This is a genomic window from Shewanella saliphila, assembly GCF_014648295.1.
Lineage (GTDB): Bacteria > Pseudomonadota > Gammaproteobacteria > Enterobacterales > Shewanellaceae > Shewanella > Shewanella saliphila.
In genome coordinates this window covers 39,837-57,082 of sequence record NZ_BMQV01000020.1, presented here as the reverse complement: position 1 = coordinate 57,082, position 17,246 = coordinate 39,837, and the positions used below count along the sequence as shown (strand labels likewise).

Annotated in this window: 17 protein-coding genes; 6 read left to right on the top strand and 11 right to left on the bottom strand. The window is 43.1% G+C overall.

The features are described from left to right. Positions 1–153 precede the first annotated feature (153 nt). From IEY48_RS11130 to IEY48_RS11120, 3 genes are all read right to left on the bottom strand, one after another. Entirely contained in the window at positions 154–1,050 is an 897-nt protein-coding gene (locus IEY48_RS11130; RefSeq protein WP_188920275.1) for a phosphoribulokinase, read from the bottom strand. Positions 1,051–1,191: 141 nt separating this feature from the next. After that, positions 1,192–1,440, bottom strand: coding sequence for a YheU family protein (locus IEY48_RS11125; RefSeq protein WP_188920274.1), 249 nt, complete (start codon positions 1,438–1,440; stop codon positions 1,192–1,194). A gap of 2 nt (positions 1,441–1,442) precedes the next feature. Then, complete coding sequence (locus tag IEY48_RS11120; RefSeq protein WP_188920272.1) at positions 1,443–2,453, bottom strand: hydrolase; 1,011 nt, start codon at positions 2,451–2,453, stop codon at positions 1,443–1,445. Positions 2,454–2,565: 112 nt separating this feature from the next. On the opposite strand from IEY48_RS11120, the gene IEY48_RS11115 reads away from it, so the two are divergent. The 5 genes from IEY48_RS11115 (at position 2,566) to IEY48_RS11095 (ending at position 8,657) form a co-directional block, all read left to right on the top strand. Then, positions 2,566–3,078 (top strand): TAT leader-containing periplasmic protein, encoded by a 513-nt coding sequence (locus IEY48_RS11115; RefSeq protein WP_188920270.1) that lies wholly within the window; start codon positions 2,566–2,568, stop codon positions 3,076–3,078. A 26-nt stretch (positions 3,079–3,104) separates the two neighbouring features. Continuing rightward, the gene (locus IEY48_RS11110; protein ID WP_188920268.1) at positions 3,105–4,694 is read left to right on the top strand and encodes a GMC family oxidoreductase; all 1,590 of its coding nucleotides are present in this window, start codon (positions 3,105–3,107) and stop codon (positions 4,692–4,694) included. Between the two features lie 39 nt (positions 4,695–4,733). After that, the gene (locus tag IEY48_RS11105) at positions 4,734–5,630 is read left to right on the top strand and encodes a LysR family transcriptional regulator (RefSeq protein WP_188920266.1); all 897 of its coding nucleotides are present in this window, start codon (positions 4,734–4,736) and stop codon (positions 5,628–5,630) included. A 121-nt stretch (positions 5,631–5,751) separates the two neighbouring features. Next, the gene (locus IEY48_RS11100; protein ID WP_188920264.1) at positions 5,752–7,818 is read left to right on the top strand and encodes an alkyl sulfatase dimerization domain-containing protein; all 2,067 of its coding nucleotides are present in this window, start codon (positions 5,752–5,754) and stop codon (positions 7,816–7,818) included. 74 nt (positions 7,819–7,892) lie between these two features. Beyond that, the gene (locus IEY48_RS11095) at positions 7,893–8,657 is read left to right on the top strand and encodes a hypothetical protein (protein WP_188920262.1); all 765 of its coding nucleotides are present in this window, start codon (positions 7,893–7,895) and stop codon (positions 8,655–8,657) included. A gap of 83 nt (positions 8,658–8,740) precedes the next feature. On the opposite strand, the gene IEY48_RS11090 is transcribed toward IEY48_RS11095, so the two are convergent. Both IEY48_RS11090 and IEY48_RS11085 read right to left on the bottom strand, forming a co-directional pair. Further along, entirely contained in the window at positions 8,741–9,202 is a 462-nt protein-coding gene (locus IEY48_RS11090; RefSeq protein WP_188920260.1) for a TIGR02444 family protein, read from the bottom strand. Positions 9,203–9,250: 48 nt separating this feature from the next. Further along, positions 9,251–11,164: an ABC transporter ATP-binding protein gene (locus tag IEY48_RS11085; protein ID WP_188920258.1), complete on the bottom strand. Its 1,914-nt coding sequence runs from the start codon at positions 11,162–11,164 to the stop codon at positions 9,251–9,253. A gap of 145 nt (positions 11,165–11,309) precedes the next feature. Between IEY48_RS11085 and IEY48_RS11080 the strand changes: the two genes are divergently transcribed. Further along, positions 11,310–11,507, top strand: a complete 198-nt coding sequence (locus IEY48_RS11080; protein WP_188920256.1) for a YheV family putative zinc ribbon protein — start codon at positions 11,310–11,312, stop codon at positions 11,505–11,507. A gap of 21 nt (positions 11,508–11,528) precedes the next feature. Here the strand turns inward: IEY48_RS11080 and IEY48_RS11075 are convergent, their stop codons facing one another. From IEY48_RS11075 to gluQRS, 6 genes are all read right to left on the bottom strand, one after another. Further along, positions 11,529–12,047 (bottom strand): DUF4124 domain-containing protein, encoded by a 519-nt coding sequence (locus IEY48_RS11075; protein WP_188920254.1) that lies wholly within the window; start codon positions 12,045–12,047, stop codon positions 11,529–11,531. A gap of 448 nt (positions 12,048–12,495) precedes the next feature. Further along, positions 12,496–13,350, bottom strand: a complete 855-nt coding sequence (panC, locus tag IEY48_RS11070) for a pantoate--beta-alanine ligase (RefSeq protein ID WP_188920252.1) — start codon at positions 13,348–13,350, stop codon at positions 12,496–12,498. 75 nt (positions 13,351–13,425) lie between these two features. Next, entirely contained in the window at positions 13,426–14,220 is a 795-nt protein-coding gene (panB, locus tag IEY48_RS11065; protein ID WP_188920250.1) for a 3-methyl-2-oxobutanoate hydroxymethyltransferase, read from the bottom strand. A gap of 65 nt (positions 14,221–14,285) precedes the next feature. Beyond that, complete coding sequence (gene folK, locus IEY48_RS11060) at positions 14,286–14,771, bottom strand: 2-amino-4-hydroxy-6-hydroxymethyldihydropteridine diphosphokinase (protein ID WP_188920248.1); 486 nt, start codon at positions 14,769–14,771, stop codon at positions 14,286–14,288. Between the two features lie 2 nt (positions 14,772–14,773). Next, positions 14,774–16,084: a polynucleotide adenylyltransferase PcnB gene (locus IEY48_RS11055; RefSeq protein WP_229786412.1), complete on the bottom strand. Its 1,311-nt coding sequence runs from the start codon at positions 16,082–16,084 to the stop codon at positions 14,774–14,776. Positions 16,085–16,319: 235 nt separating this feature from the next. Then, positions 16,320–17,207: a tRNA glutamyl-Q(34) synthetase GluQRS gene (gene gluQRS, locus IEY48_RS11050; RefSeq protein ID WP_188920246.1), complete on the bottom strand. Its 888-nt coding sequence runs from the start codon at positions 17,205–17,207 to the stop codon at positions 16,320–16,322. Positions 17,208–17,246 lie beyond the last annotated feature (39 nt).

The window sequence follows — 17,246 nt, the reverse complement described above, 5'->3', positions numbered from 1 at the left end:
GTTGGAGAGTATTACAAGGGCTAATGTCAATTCGCTGATGTGCTTAACACGCTAACAGAAAAGGGGGAATTAGCGCCCAAGCACATCAACTGCCGTTATTTCGTTTGAAATCAACGATAAGCACTATTTTAGTGCGACTCACTTAAAACAAGCTTAATCAGGCTTGATATCATTGATATTTTGCAGTCTTATCCGTTTATCTAACAAGTCTCTAATTAATGGCGTCAGGATTAATTCCATTGCCAATGACATTTTGCCGCCTGGCACCACTAAGGTATTGACCCGCGACATAAACGAGCCTTGTATCATATTAAGATAATATGGAAAGTCGACATTGTTAATGCCACGAAAACGAATTACCACAAAGCTTTCATCTAGGCTTGGAATGTCTTTGGCGCTAAATGGGTTTGAAGTATCAACGGTAGGGACTCGTTGGAAGTTGATGTGAGTGCGTGAGAACTGCGGCGTCATATGATTAATATAATCATCCATGCTGCGTACAATCGACCCCATGACTTTTTCACGGCTATGTCCACGTTCAGTCGTGTCACGAATAATTTTTTGAATCCATTCCAAGTTAACAATCGGCACCATACCAATCAATAGATCGACATGCTTGGCAACATTGGCCTCGTCAGTCACTACGCCACCATGTAGTCCTTCGTAATACAACATGTCGGTGTTTTCTGGGAGATCACGCCATTGAGTAAAGGTACCTGGCATTTGGTTAAACGGTACGGCTTCATCAAAGGTGTGTAGGTAGCTACGGGTTTGGCCATTACCGGTTTCGCCGTAGCTAATAAAGCATTCTTCAAGCTTTTTGAAATTGTTGGCTTCAGGGCCAAAATAACTGATATTACGATTTTCTGCCTGCGACTTACGGATTAATACTTCCATTTCTGCGCGGGTGAAATGATGAAAGCTATCGCCCTCAACAAATGCTGCGTTAACACCTAATTGCCTAAATATGTGAGTAAAGGCTGTGGTTGTAGTGGTTGTGCCAGCACCAGATGAACCGGTTACAGCAATAATAGGGTGTTTTGCTGACATATTGTTTGCCTACGTTTGTGATTCACCAAAGAAAATCGAGTCACTAGTTATACGGTAATCATGACCTGTGGGTCAATTCTTCACAGCTGATAATACGCGTAATATTAATATTTATATAAAAAGAATGCTTAATCATGCATTCTAATCATCGGCTCTCGCTGAAATATGCTCTCGTTGACGGATCGCAATCGATTCATCGTCCTCGCTATACTCTACCACTAACTCGCCTTTTTTTAATGCGAGCTTGCAGCGTTCTGTTGCATTAGCTAGTTGCTGCTCATCCACGTCACTAAAGCTGCCATCTTCAAGCTGCGACAGTAAATATTCTTTTATTATGGCTTGCAGCGTTTCCTGGGGTAATGACAATAACGCGTCGTATGGCACCAGCATGGTTATTCCTTGTGTGTTTCTTCGGTAGTGTGTTGAGTTGGATTATTGTTACTGGATAGTAAGAAGTTGATTATCCGATCTTCCAAATAGAATTTCGGTTTCCAAGGCCAGCCACCTGCGACAAAACCTACATGTCCACCAAATCGATGTAGTTCATATTCTACCATGGGCGATAATTGATCTTTGCTGGGGATCACATCGTCAGTCATAAAAGGATCATCTTGAGCATGAATGATTAACGTCGGCTTGGTGATATGTTGTAAATAGTTAATTCCACTCGATTTTTGATAATAATCATCGGCTCCAGCAAACCCGTGTAAAGGCGCTGTCACTTTGTCGTCAAACAAGTAAAATGTATTGAGCATGTTAAGTTGTTTTTTGGTGATGGGCATTTGCTCTGTGAGATCTGCCGTATTGATTTTATCGAGCATTTTTCGCTGTAAACGTTTAATTAAAAAACGCTGATAAACCGTTGAAAATCCACTTTCTAAGCGTTTGGCGCATGCGCCTAATGTTAGCGGCGCCGACACCACTACTGCACGTTCAAGTAAACTATGTTGTTGCTGGCTACCTTGGTATTTAGCCAACACGTTGCCACCTAAGCTGTAACCTACCGCATAAAGTGGCGAGTCAGGATAATACTGTTTTAACTGAGATAAGGTATACGCTAAGTCGTCAACATCGCCACTATGATAACTACGAGCTAGACGATTAGGTTCACCAGAGCATCCTCGGTGATGATGCACTACCGCTGCAATTTTGACTTTTTTGGCTTCGATAAGCATTCTGCGGGCGTAATGTGATTCTGTGTTACCTTCAAGACCATGAATAATGACTAGAATAGGCTCGCCGTTTTGAGCTTGCCCTAACCAATCTAAATCAATGAAATCACCGTCAGGCAGCTCTTGTCTTTGCCTAAAAGTTGTTGGTTTGGCCACTTTAAAAATAAACGGTAAAATCGTTTGTACGTGCGGGCTTGCAGCCCACCATGGCGGAGAGAATAACGTTTTCATAAAGGGATTTTTTCTGCAATAGTTTGTGAATATTTAAACGTGTGTTTAAATGTTACTAGTGCCACTTTAACATATAAAAATTACCGACAACAATAACTCAAAGGGGAAGTAAATGAAGCGACGTACCTTTATTACCGGTGCTTTTGCAGGAACCGCTGCACTGGCATTAGGCGTAAATCTGTATTCGCCTACATTAACCACCGCTTCCGATGATGTTCATCACCGCGTGCTTTTTAGTGTATTTATTCCTATTTTTCTCGATGGTAGCTTACCTGAGGTCGCCAACCACCGAGAAATGGCCATTAATCGCACTTTAGATGCCATCGTGCAGTCGATCGATCATTTACCTCAAGCCCAGCAAGCTGAGCTAATGGAGTTATTGGATTTACTTGAAGGGCGCTTTGGTTTGTTGTTACTGAGCGGTAGCATGACACCTTTATTAGGGCGTGAGCCAAAACAGCTTATTGATATGCTTGAATTTTGGCGTAATAGTTTTCTCGATATGCTCAATACTGCTTATACAGGTCTGCGTGAGCTAATTATGGCGAGTTATTATGCTTGCCCCGAACATTGGGGTAACTTGCGTTATGCCAAACCGACTTTTTTAGTGAGTCATTCAAACTAATCCCCTGGGTGTAAAGGAGTATTCTCGTGGCTATTATTGATCCTATTATCAATGGGTTAAGTTCAGGTTGGCAGCATATTGATGCTAGTGCTTTAGAAAAAGACCGTCATTTTGAGGCCGATGTCGTTATTGTCGGCACGGGTGCTGGTGGCGGCACTGCGGCTGAGATTTTATCGCAAGCGGGCCTTAAGGTTATTATGATTGAAGGCGGGGCGCTTAAATCGTCAACGCACTTTGATATGGAAGAGCGCCATGCCTATCCTAATTTATATCAACAGGCTGCAGCATTAAAAACGGCGGATAAAGGCATTGGTATTTTTCAGGGGCGTACAGTGGGTGGTTCAACAACCATCAATTGGACAACCTCTATTCGCACCCCCGAACCAACATTAAATTTTTGGCAACAAGCTAAATCCGTTCAAGGGTTGTCGGCCACTGAATTACAACCGTGGTTTGAAAAAATGGAGCAGCGGCTCAATATCGAACAATGGCAATATGAAGCCAACCGTAATAACGCTGCACTGCGCCAAGGTTGTGAGAAGCTCGGTTGGGAATATACCGTGATTAAACGCAACGTAAAAGGCTGTTGGAATACCGGCTATTGTGGCATGGGGTGTCCGGTTAATGCCAAGCAATCTATGTTGCTAACAACGATCCCCAGTGCGTTAGATAATGGTGCAACGTTAATTTCACGGGCCAAAGTCGTTAAGCTTGAGCACAAAGGTGACAAGGTTGTTGGGCTTACCGCCCAGGCGATGACGGAGGGGGTTAAACCGACGGCATTAACCATTACTTTCAGTGCCAAACACTATATTTTGAGTGCTGGCGCCATTCACACACCAACCATTTTAATGCGTTCAAATACGCCAGATCCTCACAAGCAATTAGGCAAAACCTTTTTACACCCTTCATTACTATCTGGCGCGATGTTTTCTGAGCAAATTAATGGCCATAGCGGTGCGCCGCAATCAATCTATTCAGATGAGTTTGTCTGGCAAGACGGTGCCGCAGGTGAATTAGGCTATAAGCTAGAAGTCGCGCCGGTGCATCCGGTATTGATTGCCTCTAAAACGATTGGTTATGGGGTAAGTCACGCGCAATTAATGGCAAACTTTAATCAAATGCAGGTGACCATAGCGCTTATTCGTGACGGCTTTAATGAGCAAAGTCCGGGTGGGCAAGTTCGCTTAACCGATGACAGTTTTGCGCTTGATTACCCGTTAACAGAAGGTTTTTGGCGTGGGGCAAAACGCGCCTTCTTATCGATGGCAGAATTACAGTTTGCCGCTGGTGCCAAAAAAGTGCTGCCCATGCATGATGGATTGAATTTCTTTGACTCTTGGAATGATGCTAAACAAGGTATTAATCAACTTGATTTAGGGTTAATCAAAACCATTGTCGCCTCGGCGCATGTGATGGGGGGCTGTGCCATGGGTGAAGATAAAACCCAAGCGATGGTCAACAGTTACGGGCATTCACATTATTTAGAAAACTTGTCTGTGATGGATGGCTCTGTGTTTCCAACCAGTCTTGGGGCTAACCCACAACTGTCTATTTATGGCATTGTGGCCCGTAATGCGACTGCGTTAGCGCAAAAGCTGACGCAAAGTAGCTAGGGTCTGTTTCTGTTCTGCAACACGAGTGCTGAGGTCTACATGGATTTAAATAGACTAAAAATATTCTTCGTTTTATACCAAGAAAAGAACATGCGCCGTGCTGCAGAGCGATTGCACAGCTCGCAACCGTCTTTAAGTCAGCAGTTATCAAAGTTAAGGCATCAGTTTAATGATGAACTGTTTGTCAAAGTACCACAGGGGCTTGAGCCAACGTCGTTTGCCGATAAACTGTATCAAAATTCATATGAAACCTTTCATCATCTTGAGCAGTCTGTCACTCAGACAAGCGACTTTAATCCTCAACATATTAATCAAACCATTTCATTAGCGGTATCGCCTTTACTTGCACCATTATTAGGGCATCGCTTTTTAAAAAAAATCACAGACGAAGCGCCTAATTTAACCATACATATTCACCAATGGTCTCAACATACCTTAGAACTGATTAGGTCAGATCAAATCCAAATAGGTGTTCATTATCAAATAACCAGTCAGGACAAACAGATAAGAGAAGTGAGTATTGCAAAAGACAGTTTTCGCTGTTTAATCAGAAAAGATCACCCCATAAAAGCCAATGTAGTGAGTATGGCTGAAGCGGCAAAATACCCTTTTACTACGATTATTTCGAGCGATTGGAACTCGAAAATATCGTATGCAGAACAAGCGTTTGATGCTTTAGGTTTGGACGTCGATGTACGTTATCGTTCAGAATTACCGGAAGGCATTTTGGATGTGGTACAAAATACCGATATGATTTTTCCTTGCTCGATGCTCTATCGATTTATGGACCCCGATGTATATCGATCCTTCACGCTTGAAGAGAAAATACCCACCTTAACGCCTAATATATGTAGTTATTATCATTATAAAAATGATAAAGATCCCCTCACAATGTGGCTTATTAGCCTATTTAAAGAAGTGCTTACTTCACCTTAGCGTGATAATAAAATTGAATGATCGACATTAGTTATCATTAATATATTTAATCACCTCTAATTCTTATTATTGCCTCAACAAATAAACGAATAGTCGTTTATTAAATTGTAGAGGTAACAACATGAAAAAGAATTTACTAGCCGTAGCAATAGGTCTGGTTAGCTTAACCGCCAACGCGCAGCAGCATAATCATTTTACATTAGGTGAAACACTCCAGGTTAATGGTCATTCCCATGTAGAAGTTAAACATGACGATGATTCTATTGCCGGTTATATTGCGGCAACTCAAGTGCATAATCATGACACTCGAGGCTACCCAAAAGATCTCGACGTCTTTATTGCTGGCTCACCACAAAATGCCTTAGTTGAAGTTGATTTTAAATCTGGCACGCATGCTAAAGATAACTACAAGGTGCTGAATGATTTAAAAAGCACCGTTAATCTGCCTGAAGTGATATGGAGTGCTGACTACAACATATTTGAATCAAAAGACGAAGCAAAGCTGCGCAATAGCAATATCCAAGCCAGTGATTCAGTCCATCCTGAGTTAAAGCGTATGCATGGCATCATGAAACCCACCATTTATAAACTCTCTGATCGGGTATATCAGATCTACGGTTTTGAAATGACCAATTCAACCATTGTCGTGGGTGACACAGGCTTAATCGCATTTGACACTCATTACTCTAACGAAATTGCAGAAGTCGCCATTGAGAAATTTCGTGAAGCAACGAGGATAGATCTACCGTTCCATACCATTATTTACTCTCATCACCACCCTGATCAATTGTCTGGTACCGGCGCTTACGTCACGCCAGAGCAAGTTACTGCTGGTGAAATCAATGTGATTGCACATGAAAAGCTGTTTGAAATGTTTGCCTTAGAATCTGGCTTTTTATCGCCATTGATGTCTCATCGCGGTATGTATGCTTTTGGTGCTCCATTAGAAGTGGGAGCTGAAGGTTATGTCGGCCAAGGCATTGGTTATGTGCCAAAAGAAGTCTATGACCCAAGAACCACGTTTACGGCAAAGCCCAATATCACACTTGATGACCAACAAATTATGGTCATCGATGGAGTTGAAATGGAGCTTTTCCATGTGCCGGGTGAGTCTAGCGATCATATCGCAATCTACATGCCTGAAAACGGTGAAATGTTATTAGGGGATTCTATCCAGGGAGAAACGATCCCTAATGTTTATACCATTCGAGGGGCGCAATACCGTGATATGGAAGAGTGGAAAGACAGTGTCGATCGTATGCGCTCATATCATGCTAAAAGCTTCACTAATCATCATGGACGCCCCGTGACTGGCGAAGACTATGTTGAATCTGTGTTCAGCGTATGGCGTGACTCTTTACAGTATCAATATGATGAAACGATCCGTTTGATGAATAAAGGCATGACTCGTGATGAGATAGAACTGCATATCACATTACCTGAACACATCAGCGATCATGAATATCACCGACCATTACGGGGCTCTGTAGAGCAAAATGTTCGCAATATTTACAACGGTTATATGGGCTGGTATCAGGGCGACCCAACGGAGTTTGCAAAACCTAATTTTGAAGACCGAGCTGAGCTGTATGTTGAGGCGTTAGGCGGGCGAGACAATATCTATGAGACTGCTGAAAAAGCATTTAAAGCCGGTAATTACGGCTGGACGATGGATATTACGACCTGGGCTGTGCGGGCTAACCCTGAAGATCAACAAATGAAACAGCTTAAAGCAGATGCAATGAAACAGTGGGGCTATTCGCAATCAACCCCAGGTTGGAGAAACTGGGCACTCACTGGTGCAATGGAGCTGGAAAATGGTGCATTTGTGATGTCAGATATGATGATAAATCTGTCCGAAAATACCATGGACGAGATGGAGATGGACGACTTATTTAAAATTCTTCGCACTAGGCTTAACTCTGAAAAACTCAGTAGTACGCCAGAAGATACCCTGTTGACTAACGTAATTCTCGATGGTGTTGATTATACGTTTGGCATTCGCTCTGGGGTAATGGTGCATGAGCTTGGTCATAGCGCGGGTAATTTGCCGAAGGTCATATCCCGTAAAGCGTTCTACGACTTATTTTTCTTTAACACACTAACAACAGAAGAGCCTGTTCTTAAGGTACTTATCGAGCACATCGAATCGCCGTATGGCAAGCAAGTACCGATAGTCACAAGGTAATTTATGTCATTTGAGGTAGCACCCAGCTTGTTTGGAGTGGGTGCTCTTATTCAGTTAGTGTTGGAGATTAAGTCATGCAAAAAAATATTTACTTAGCAATCGCAGTGCTTTTTTCGAGTCAGGTTGTAGCTGATGAAAACAGCGAAATCCAAGATATGTCAGATCCTTTGGCGGTTTACACACAAATGGGCGTCGGGACAACCGATAAAGGCGTCAATATTAAATTGGGTCAGTCTTTTGATACTGGAAGCGACACCACCATGGGCATGAATGTTTTCGAGTTTAAAGGCTTAATGGGAGAGACTTTCGGTTGGCGAGATGAGGCTAACAATAGTGTTGATAGTATGCGCTTTCGTAATTTTGGCGTTGATTTAACTAACGGGAGAGGCTCGCAACTCGATGTTAATTATGACTTTAACAATGAGAGTGGGGCCATTTCATATAGCTTGATCCAAGCGCTTCCTGCATATGGTCCTTTGCAGTTGTACCCGCTTGTTGGTGTGGGAGCCGCTTTTGGGAATAATGTTGTTGGAGATGACGATCAAATGACCAGTGGTTATTCGGTCCCTGGCACATTCGGTATGGTGGGTCTTTACAGTAAACTCGATATTACAGATAACATTTGGTTGAATTACAATCCAATGTGGATGTCGAGTTTGTCTGGGTCAGATACCTATAAAGATCATGGGTTTTCTGGGGAGTCTTCTGCCTTTGCCCATGAGTTTATTGTGTCTTACCAGTTGGCACCAAGATCAAATATTCGTTATTACGCGAATTGGACTGAACACGATAGCTTTAAAAGTGGTGACCACCGAATAGAGTTTAACTATCAATTTTAAGTACTCAATAAGGTTAAAAACTGCACTCACTTGAAACAATGTAGTGGGTGCAGTTTTCGCTTGTAATAAACGATGTATAGCGTTTAGTTTACCGTTGCCATAACACTCTCGTCTAAACCCAATAAACTTAAATAATGTTGTTTATTTGAGTTATCAGCATGTTTTAAATTGAATGTCTCACCAACCAAGTTATTGAGCCTTTGTAATAATAAATGTTGCGACTTGCGCTCCATGATTAATTCAACATCGAGCATTTTTTGATATTCATCTTCTGCTAAGTGTTGTTTGGCAATACGACGTAACTTTCGATATGGCTGCAATACGCTTTCTTCCCACTGCGCGGTGGTACTGATGAGTATTTCCCATTGCGATTGAGTTAACAAATACGCTTTTTCATCAAGATATTGGGCTAACAATAATAAGTTAACATTAATCTTGTGACTGTCTTGTAATAGGATATAAGCGCGAGGATTTTGAGCATAAGCTTGTTCGCACTCGCGCCATAAATTGGGCGTAAATGTGGGACGATTTATTGGTGTTGGCATTGGTTTTTCCTAAGGCGTTTACGAATAAACGCCACAGTCAACATTCTGTTATTGAATCGTTTGTTCTATTTCTTCAATTTGTTCTTGTAGCTCTAACCAGTTCATTTCACTTTCGTCCATTTCCTGGGTTAGGCTGGTACGCTCGTTAAGCACTTGAGTCATTTTGGCTTTGTTCTCGGCTTCGTATAAGCTGCCATCTGCCAGTTCTGTCTCTAATTCAGCTAATCGTTGTGAAATCTTTTGTTGTTGAGTTTCTAATTTGGCTTGTTGCTTTTTAAGCGGTGAGGTTTTTTGCCTTAGCTCTGCTTCAATGCGCTTTTGTTGCTTTTTATCAATTTGATCGCCACCCGCAGCGTGAGCCTCGCTCTTATTATTGGTTTGAGCGGCTTTGGCTGCATCGAGTAACCATTGATGGTAATCGTCTAAATCACCCTCAAATGACTTCACTACACCTTGGTCAACCAAGTAGTAATCACTGCAACTTAGACGAAGCAGGTGACGGTCATGCGATACAATGACCATTGCGCCCTCAAAGTTTTGTAGTGCCATGGTTAATGCATGACGCATCTCTAAGTCTAAGTGGTTGGTCGGTTCATCGAGTAGTAGCAGGTTAGGGCGTTGCCACACCAATAATGCCAATACTAAACGTGCTTTCTCACCACCAGAAAAGGGTCTTACTGGGGCTAATGCCATATCGCCATTAAAGCCAAAACCCCCTAAAAAATTACGTAATTCTTGCTCGCGCGTACTGGCCGGAGCTAAGCGCACTAAATGCTGTAGCGGTGAGTCGTCTAGGCTTAAAAACTCGATTTGGTGCTGGGCAAAGTAACCAATATTGAGCCCAGGGTTAGGCTCGTACTTGCCGGTTTTAGCGTGGAGTTGCCCTGATAACAACTTAATTAAGGTCGATTTACCCGCGCCATTACGGCCTAATAAACCGATACGAGCACCAGGCACCAGATTAAGCTGTACTTTTTTAAGGATAGTTTTGTCGCCATAACCAATCGACACATCTTCCATTGCAACAAGTGGATTAGGCAGGGCTTCTGGCTCTCTAAATGCCATTTGAAAAGGGTTATCAACCTGTGATGGTAATAACTCTGCCATACGCTCAAGCGCTTTTAAACGGCTTTGTGCTTGTTTTGCTTTACTGGCTTTGTAACGGAAACGGTCAACAAACGATTGCATGTGCGATCGTTCTTTTTGTTGGCGTTCAAAGGCAACCTGTTGTTGCGCCATACGTTCAGCACGCACGCGTTCAAAGGCGCTGTAATTACCTTTGTAGAAGTTTAATTTATGGTTTTCAACATGAACAATTTCATCAACAATGCCATCAATAAAGTCACGGTCGTGGCTGATAAGAATTAACGTGCCCTGATACGATTTAATCCAACCTTCTAGCCAGTACATGGTGTCTAAATCTAAGTGGTTGGTTGGCTCATCGAGGAGTAATAAATCGGAACGACACAATAGCGCCTGGGCTAAGTTAAGGCGCATACGCCAGCCACCCGAGAAACTTTTAACTGGGTTACTTTGCTCTGCTTCACCAAAGCCTAAACCTGCAAGCAATGCTCCAGCGCGTGCGCGAATGGCATAACCGCCTATGGCATCAATTTTACCGTGGATAAGGGCAATCGCGTTTCCGTCGTTGTCATGCTGCGCTTGGTTGAGTTGAGCTTCGAGTTGACGATATTCAACATCGCCATCAAGCACGTATTCAAGAGCCGATACGTCAAGTGCTGGAGTTTCCTGGGCTACGGTGGCAATTTGCCAACCTGCTGGCAAGCTAAAGTCGCCTTTATCAAGGTGTAAATGGCCCAATATTAGTGCAAGCAATGATGATTTACCGGTACCGTTGGCACCGACCAAGCCCACTTTGTGTCCAGGATAGATAGTCAGTGAGGTTTCATCGAGAAGGGTTTTGCTGCCGCGAACTAATTGAGCTTGGCTAATGTTGATCATTAATTACAACTTGAATATTTAACAATAGAATAATGGCGTAGATGATATCGCATCTGCAATTTATTTCCCACAATCGCGGGACTCATGTGGATGAATAAGGCAAAATAGGCGTATAAATTAGAAGGTATCATTAAGAGTAAAAATTATGACCAAAATCAAAAAACGCTTTGTTGCCGGCGCTAAATGCCCTAAATGTGGCGCACAAGACAGTATTTTGTTGTTTAAAGAAAATGGTATTGAAACGGTAGAATGCACAGATTGTGATTACCGTGCCTTACAAACCGATATTGAAGTGCCGAAAAAAGCCAGCGGCAGTATGATTGGTGTATTTAAACCCGATTAATGGAGCCGTGAGGCATTAGGCTTAATTACTCATATATTCATCAGGGGGCGTTTCAGCAGATATCTTCATTTTATGCTGATTCAATACCCTGATGACATTGATATTATTTTTGGTTAAATCATTAAAGCGATCGGTAATTTCTTGCAGTTCTAAACCGTAACTTGGGTCTTCTTTTGGCTTAGTTTGCCAATAACGTTTACGGTCTAGTTTTTGAATCTCGCTGGCGCGTAAAATTTCAAAATAGCTGTTTTCTTGCTTTAAGCGATAAATCTCACCGTCAAGTAGTTGCAAAAGCTTTTCTTTAGAAATGGTTTGCTTATTAAGTAGGGCTTTTAGCGGATCTTCTTTAATTTCACGTTTGTCAGAGTCAATTTCGGTAGTAATACCTAATTGGTATTCAATTTTGTGCTGGCGGAATTCTTGCGGGCATACAGTTTGACTGAAAACGACTTTGTCTTCTTTCATGCATTTGTAAATAGTATTAGCTTGAGCGCTAAATGCACTCAAAGCCAACAAAATGAATAACAGTCTTTTCGCCATGCGGCCACACATCCTTTTGCTGTACTTTTGACTTAATACCTGAGTTTGGTGCTTACGATATTGATACCACCATCATAGGCTTAGTTAGCTGACTACCGTGTCGACTCACATACCCTGTAACCGTGTTTACTCATGCCGGTATCGTTTTATACTTTAACTGTCTGCGGGAGCAATGTTAATCAACTTAATAATTGAGCAGGTTAACATAGTTTTACTTTACTAAAGTAAGACATTCGCCATTCGCGCTACCGGATATTGACTACATATCAATCGTATTCACGTAATCACCCAACGACAATGGTTTTTCTATGCCGTTGGATTGATTAAATATGGCTCAATTTTATCGATAAAACCAGTTTTTTGACAATGGATTTTTTCTAAAAATGAATAATCTTTGTTTTTTATTTTATTAACTTAGCGAAAAGGGGCGTCTATTTAACAATGATTATTATTTAGGGTGACGAGAAAATGACACATTATCAATCAAACGCGCTTTACCTAAGTATGCGGCAGCAATGACTACGAGGTGGTTGTCATTTTCACTGGCTTGTCGGAGGGTGTCTGCGCTTCTGAGTTCAAAGTAATCAGGGGTAAAACCGGCAGCTTTAAGTTGTTGCTCTGCTTGGGCGATAGCTTGGTGGTGATCCTGGCCGTGTTGTACTGCTGTTATAACGCCGTCGATAGTTCGCTTTAAGGTTGCAGCACGGTGTTTTTCATCGGCAGTGAGATAGCCGTTGCGAGAGCTCATTGCTAAGCCAGATGATTCGCGAATGGTATCAACACCAATCACTTCAATTGGCATAGATAAGTCTTCAACCATGGTTTTGATAATCATTAATTGCTGAAAATCTTTACGTCCAAACAACGCCATGTCGGGCTGCACAATATTAAACAGTTTAGCCACAATGGTAGCTACGCCACGAAAATGCCCAGGGCGACTTGCACCGCACAGTTCATCGCCAATATGGGGAACTTCGATAAAGGTTTGCTGGGCTAAACCTTTAGGGTAAATAAGCTCTGGCGTGGGAGTAAATAATAGCTCAGCACCGGCGGCAACCAGTTTTTCGCTGTCTTGTTCGAGCGTGCGAGGATAACCGTCTAAATCTTCTTTAGGGCCAAATTGCATTGGATTGACAAAAATAGACACCACCACATGATCTGCACGGGTTTTGGCTTCCTTAACAAGGGTGATATGACCTTGATGTAAGTTACCCATGGTAGGCACAAAAGCCACGGTTTCGCCTTTGATGCGCCAGGCTTTGACTTGTTCGCGAATGGTTGAAATGGCAGCGGTGGTAATCATGTTTTTGTCGAACCTTACTAAAATTAACGCGCTTGTGCGGCATTATTATGGCAGCACAAGCAGGTGAGTTTGTGGCTAGTTAAATGTGTGTTCTTCAGCAGGGAAAGTGCCATTAGCTACTTCGTCGATGTAGGCTCGAATGGCTGAACGGATCTCGCCAGTTTGCTTGAGATAGTTTTTAGAAAAACGTGGAATATAACCACTAGAGATACCTAATACATCGTGCATCACTAGAATTTGTCCGTCGGTATCTGCGCCTGCGCCAATGCCAATTACTGGAATGGTCAGGGCTTCGGTAATGGCTTTCGCTAATTGCGGTGGGATACATTCAACCACTAATAATTGCGCTCCAGCGGCTTGCAGCGCTTTGGCTTCATCAAGAATACGTTGAGCATTTTCTGCATCGCGTCCTTGTACTTTAAAACCACCAAATACGTGCACTGACTGCGGCGTTAAGCCTAAATGGGCGCATACAGGAATCCCCCGTTCTGTGAGCATTTTTACGCTTTCCAGTAACCAATGGCCGCCTTCAACTTTTACCATGTTAGCGCCAGCTTGCATCAGTAATGCAGCATTTTCCATGGTTTGTTCTGGAGTGCTGTAGCTCATAAATGGCATGTCAGCTATTAATAGCGAACGTGAAATACCGCGTTTAACACAGGCAGTATGATATGCGATGTCTGCAATCGTCACCGGAAGGGTATCGTCATGTCCTTGTAGCACCATGCCCAGCGAGTCGCCCACGAGCAATACATCAACACCTTCGCTGTCAAATGCGCCGGCGAAACTGGCGTCATAGGCTGTGAGTGCGGTGAACTTTTTGCCTTCTTTTTTGAACTTGATTAGGGTCGAACTGGTGACTTTTGACATAGTAGACTCTTAAAAATTGAAATACTAAAAAGCTGAGCTTAATGTGCTGCCGGTTAAGATCAACTCTACTCGATAAGCTTTTGCAATTCATCGCGCATTGTCACACTAATAAGGCTTTCAAGGTTGGTATTGCAGGGTAGTGTGAGAGTAGGCGCAATGTCTGCTAAGGGTATTAATACAAAGCTACGTTGCTTCATGCCGTAATGTGGCACTGTGAGTCGTGGCAATGATATTTGCTGTTGCCCGTAAAGGAGTAAGTCCAAATCGAGAGTGCGTGGCCCCCAATGTTGCAGTCTTACACGTCCTTGTTGTTGTTCTATGTGTTGTAGTGCGTCGAGTAAGTCGATGGGCGGTAATGATGTTATAAAACCTGCGACGGCATTAACGTAGTCAGGTTGTACAACATCTCCCATCGGTGCAGAGCCATAATAACTCGACACAATCAATGAGCCGTTTTCTGCTAATGATTTTAGCGCATCAACGGCATCATCTAATTGTTGTGTTGGCTTGGCTAAATTTGCCCCTAACGCGACATAAACTTGTACTGCCATGGCTACTCAGCTGTTGGCTTAGGTTTAGCCGCAGGTTTACGACGGCGTTTGCGTTGCGGCGCATTACGGTTGCGGCTGTTACTGCTTTTATTGACACTTTTGGCAATATCACCCCGTTCAGCTTCATCTGCTTCGACAAAGGATTGCCACCAGGCTGCAATTTTAGCTGTGTTGCCTGCTTCAGCTTCGCCTCTTAATAGCAGTAGGTCGTACGCGGCTCTAAACTTAGGGTTTTCCAGTAGTTTAAAGGCGCGAGTGCCTTGGCTGCGTTCAAGACGTAACTGCAACTGCCAAATATCTTTTGCTGGTGTGCTAAAGCGGCGCGGAATACTAATGGTGCGACATTGTTGCTCCATGACATCACCCATAGCGGCTACGTGTGCATCGTAATGGGTTAACCCGCTTTCAATGGCGATATCATCAGCACGCTGTTTCAATGGATACCATAAAATAGCCGCATAAAAGAATGCTGGTGTGACAGGCTTGTCTTGGCTTACGCGCAAGTCAGTATTACGCATCACGGCGTCAAGCATTTTGGCGGTATGGCCTTTTGGCGATTCGCTAATTAATGCGCTCACTTGCGGGAATAACGGTGCAAATAATCCAAAGTCTTGCATCATTTGATAGTTGGCTTGTGCTTTACCGGCAAAGAAAAGTTTTAGCACTTCTTCGTACATTCGCGCCGCAGGTATGTCACTTAATAATGGCGCTAATGCATTGATTGGCTCAGCCGTGGTGGCGTCGATTTGCATATCCAGTTTGGTTGCAAAGCGAACGGCACGTAACATACGCACAGGGTCTTCACGATAACGGGTTTCAGGATCGCCAATCAGTTTGATAGTACGCGAGTTAAGATCGCTAATACCACCACCATAACTGTGAATAGAATAGTCACTGATATCGTAATAAAGTGCGTTGATGGTAAAGTCACGACGTTCTGCATCTTCGTCTATTTCGCCGTAAACATTGTCACGCAATAAACGACCTTCAGCGTTTGACTTAGATATTTTGTCGTCAGTTTCACCATGGTGGCCACGAAACGTTGCCACTTCGATAACATCACGACCGAATACAATGTGAGCCAGCCTGAATCTACGTCCGACTAATCGGCAATTTCTGAACAGCTTTTTAATGTCTTCTGGGGTGGCATTGGTCACTACGTCAAAGTCTTTTGGTTGCAGACCGAGTAGAATATCGCGCACGCCTCCGCCGACCAAATAGGCTTTGTAGCCAGATTTGTTCAGGCGATAAAGTACCTTTAGTGCGTTTTCACTAATTTGGCGACGTGAGATTGAGTGGCCATCTCTGGAGATAACATCCAGACGTAAGCCATCTTCTTGAACGGGCTCTTCAAGTACTGGAGCTACTTTGTTGTCTTCAAATAGCTGTTTACAGAATTGGCTAATACGGCGAAAAATAATACACCTCGTGATACTCGAATAAATTGATTAAAAATCTGGCGGGTATAATACATTAAATGTGATGCAATGAGTATATGTGCAAAGGGGCTAAAACCGCTTAATGCACAACCACTACTGCATTTATTCACTATGTTGCCAGGTTTGTTGCTGCTAATACGATTTCTTTGTGTTTTGGGATCCCATCTAGGCTAAATTGTGCAACCGCTTGTTGAAGCATCACCTCGATCGCATCTACATCGACCTCTGGCTGGCCTAAAAAGCTCAACGCAGCATTGATACTGGCTTGTGGTTGCTTGGTGTTGATTGCGGGGGCATGGTTTTGTTTCGATAATTTAAAGCCTTTTTGGACGCATGCTAATGGTAAATGTAACCATTGTGGAGCATCTAAGCCTAATAATGAAAATAAACTCATTTGCCGGCAGCTGGCTTCGAGTAAATCACAACCCCTAACGACCTCAGTAATACCTTGGTAAGCGTCATCTAGCACTACGGCTAATTGGTAGGCGTATAAACCATCACTGCGTTTAATGATAAAGTCTTCTGCTGCAAAGCGCTTGTCTACTGTCACATCACCTTGAACTAAGTCGTTGAAATGATCAACGTTAGCCTGATTGCGTATGCGAATAGCCCCTTGAGTTAAGGGTGGCTGGCGTAAACCGCAGCGGCCATCATATATGCCACCATGTGCTTGAATGATTTTACGAGTACACTGACAAAAGTAGGCTTGGTCATGACGAATTAACTCATCTATTTGCTGTTGATAAGCATCATAACGTTGATGTTGATACAACACTGAGCCATGCCAATGTAATCCGTAGGCGTCGAGCGTACGCAAAATGTCGTCACTGGCACCTATGATTTCACGAGGGGGATCGATATCTTCAATTCGAACAAGCCATTGGCCTTGTTGACTGTGTGCCCGAAGGTAACTGCCTAGAGCAGCAATCAGCGAGCCAAAGTGTAACGGCCCAGAAGGGGATGGCGCAAAACGTCCAATGTACTGAGGTGTGCTCATGAGGATGAATTTTTTGGTCGATAAATTCGCATAGGCGTA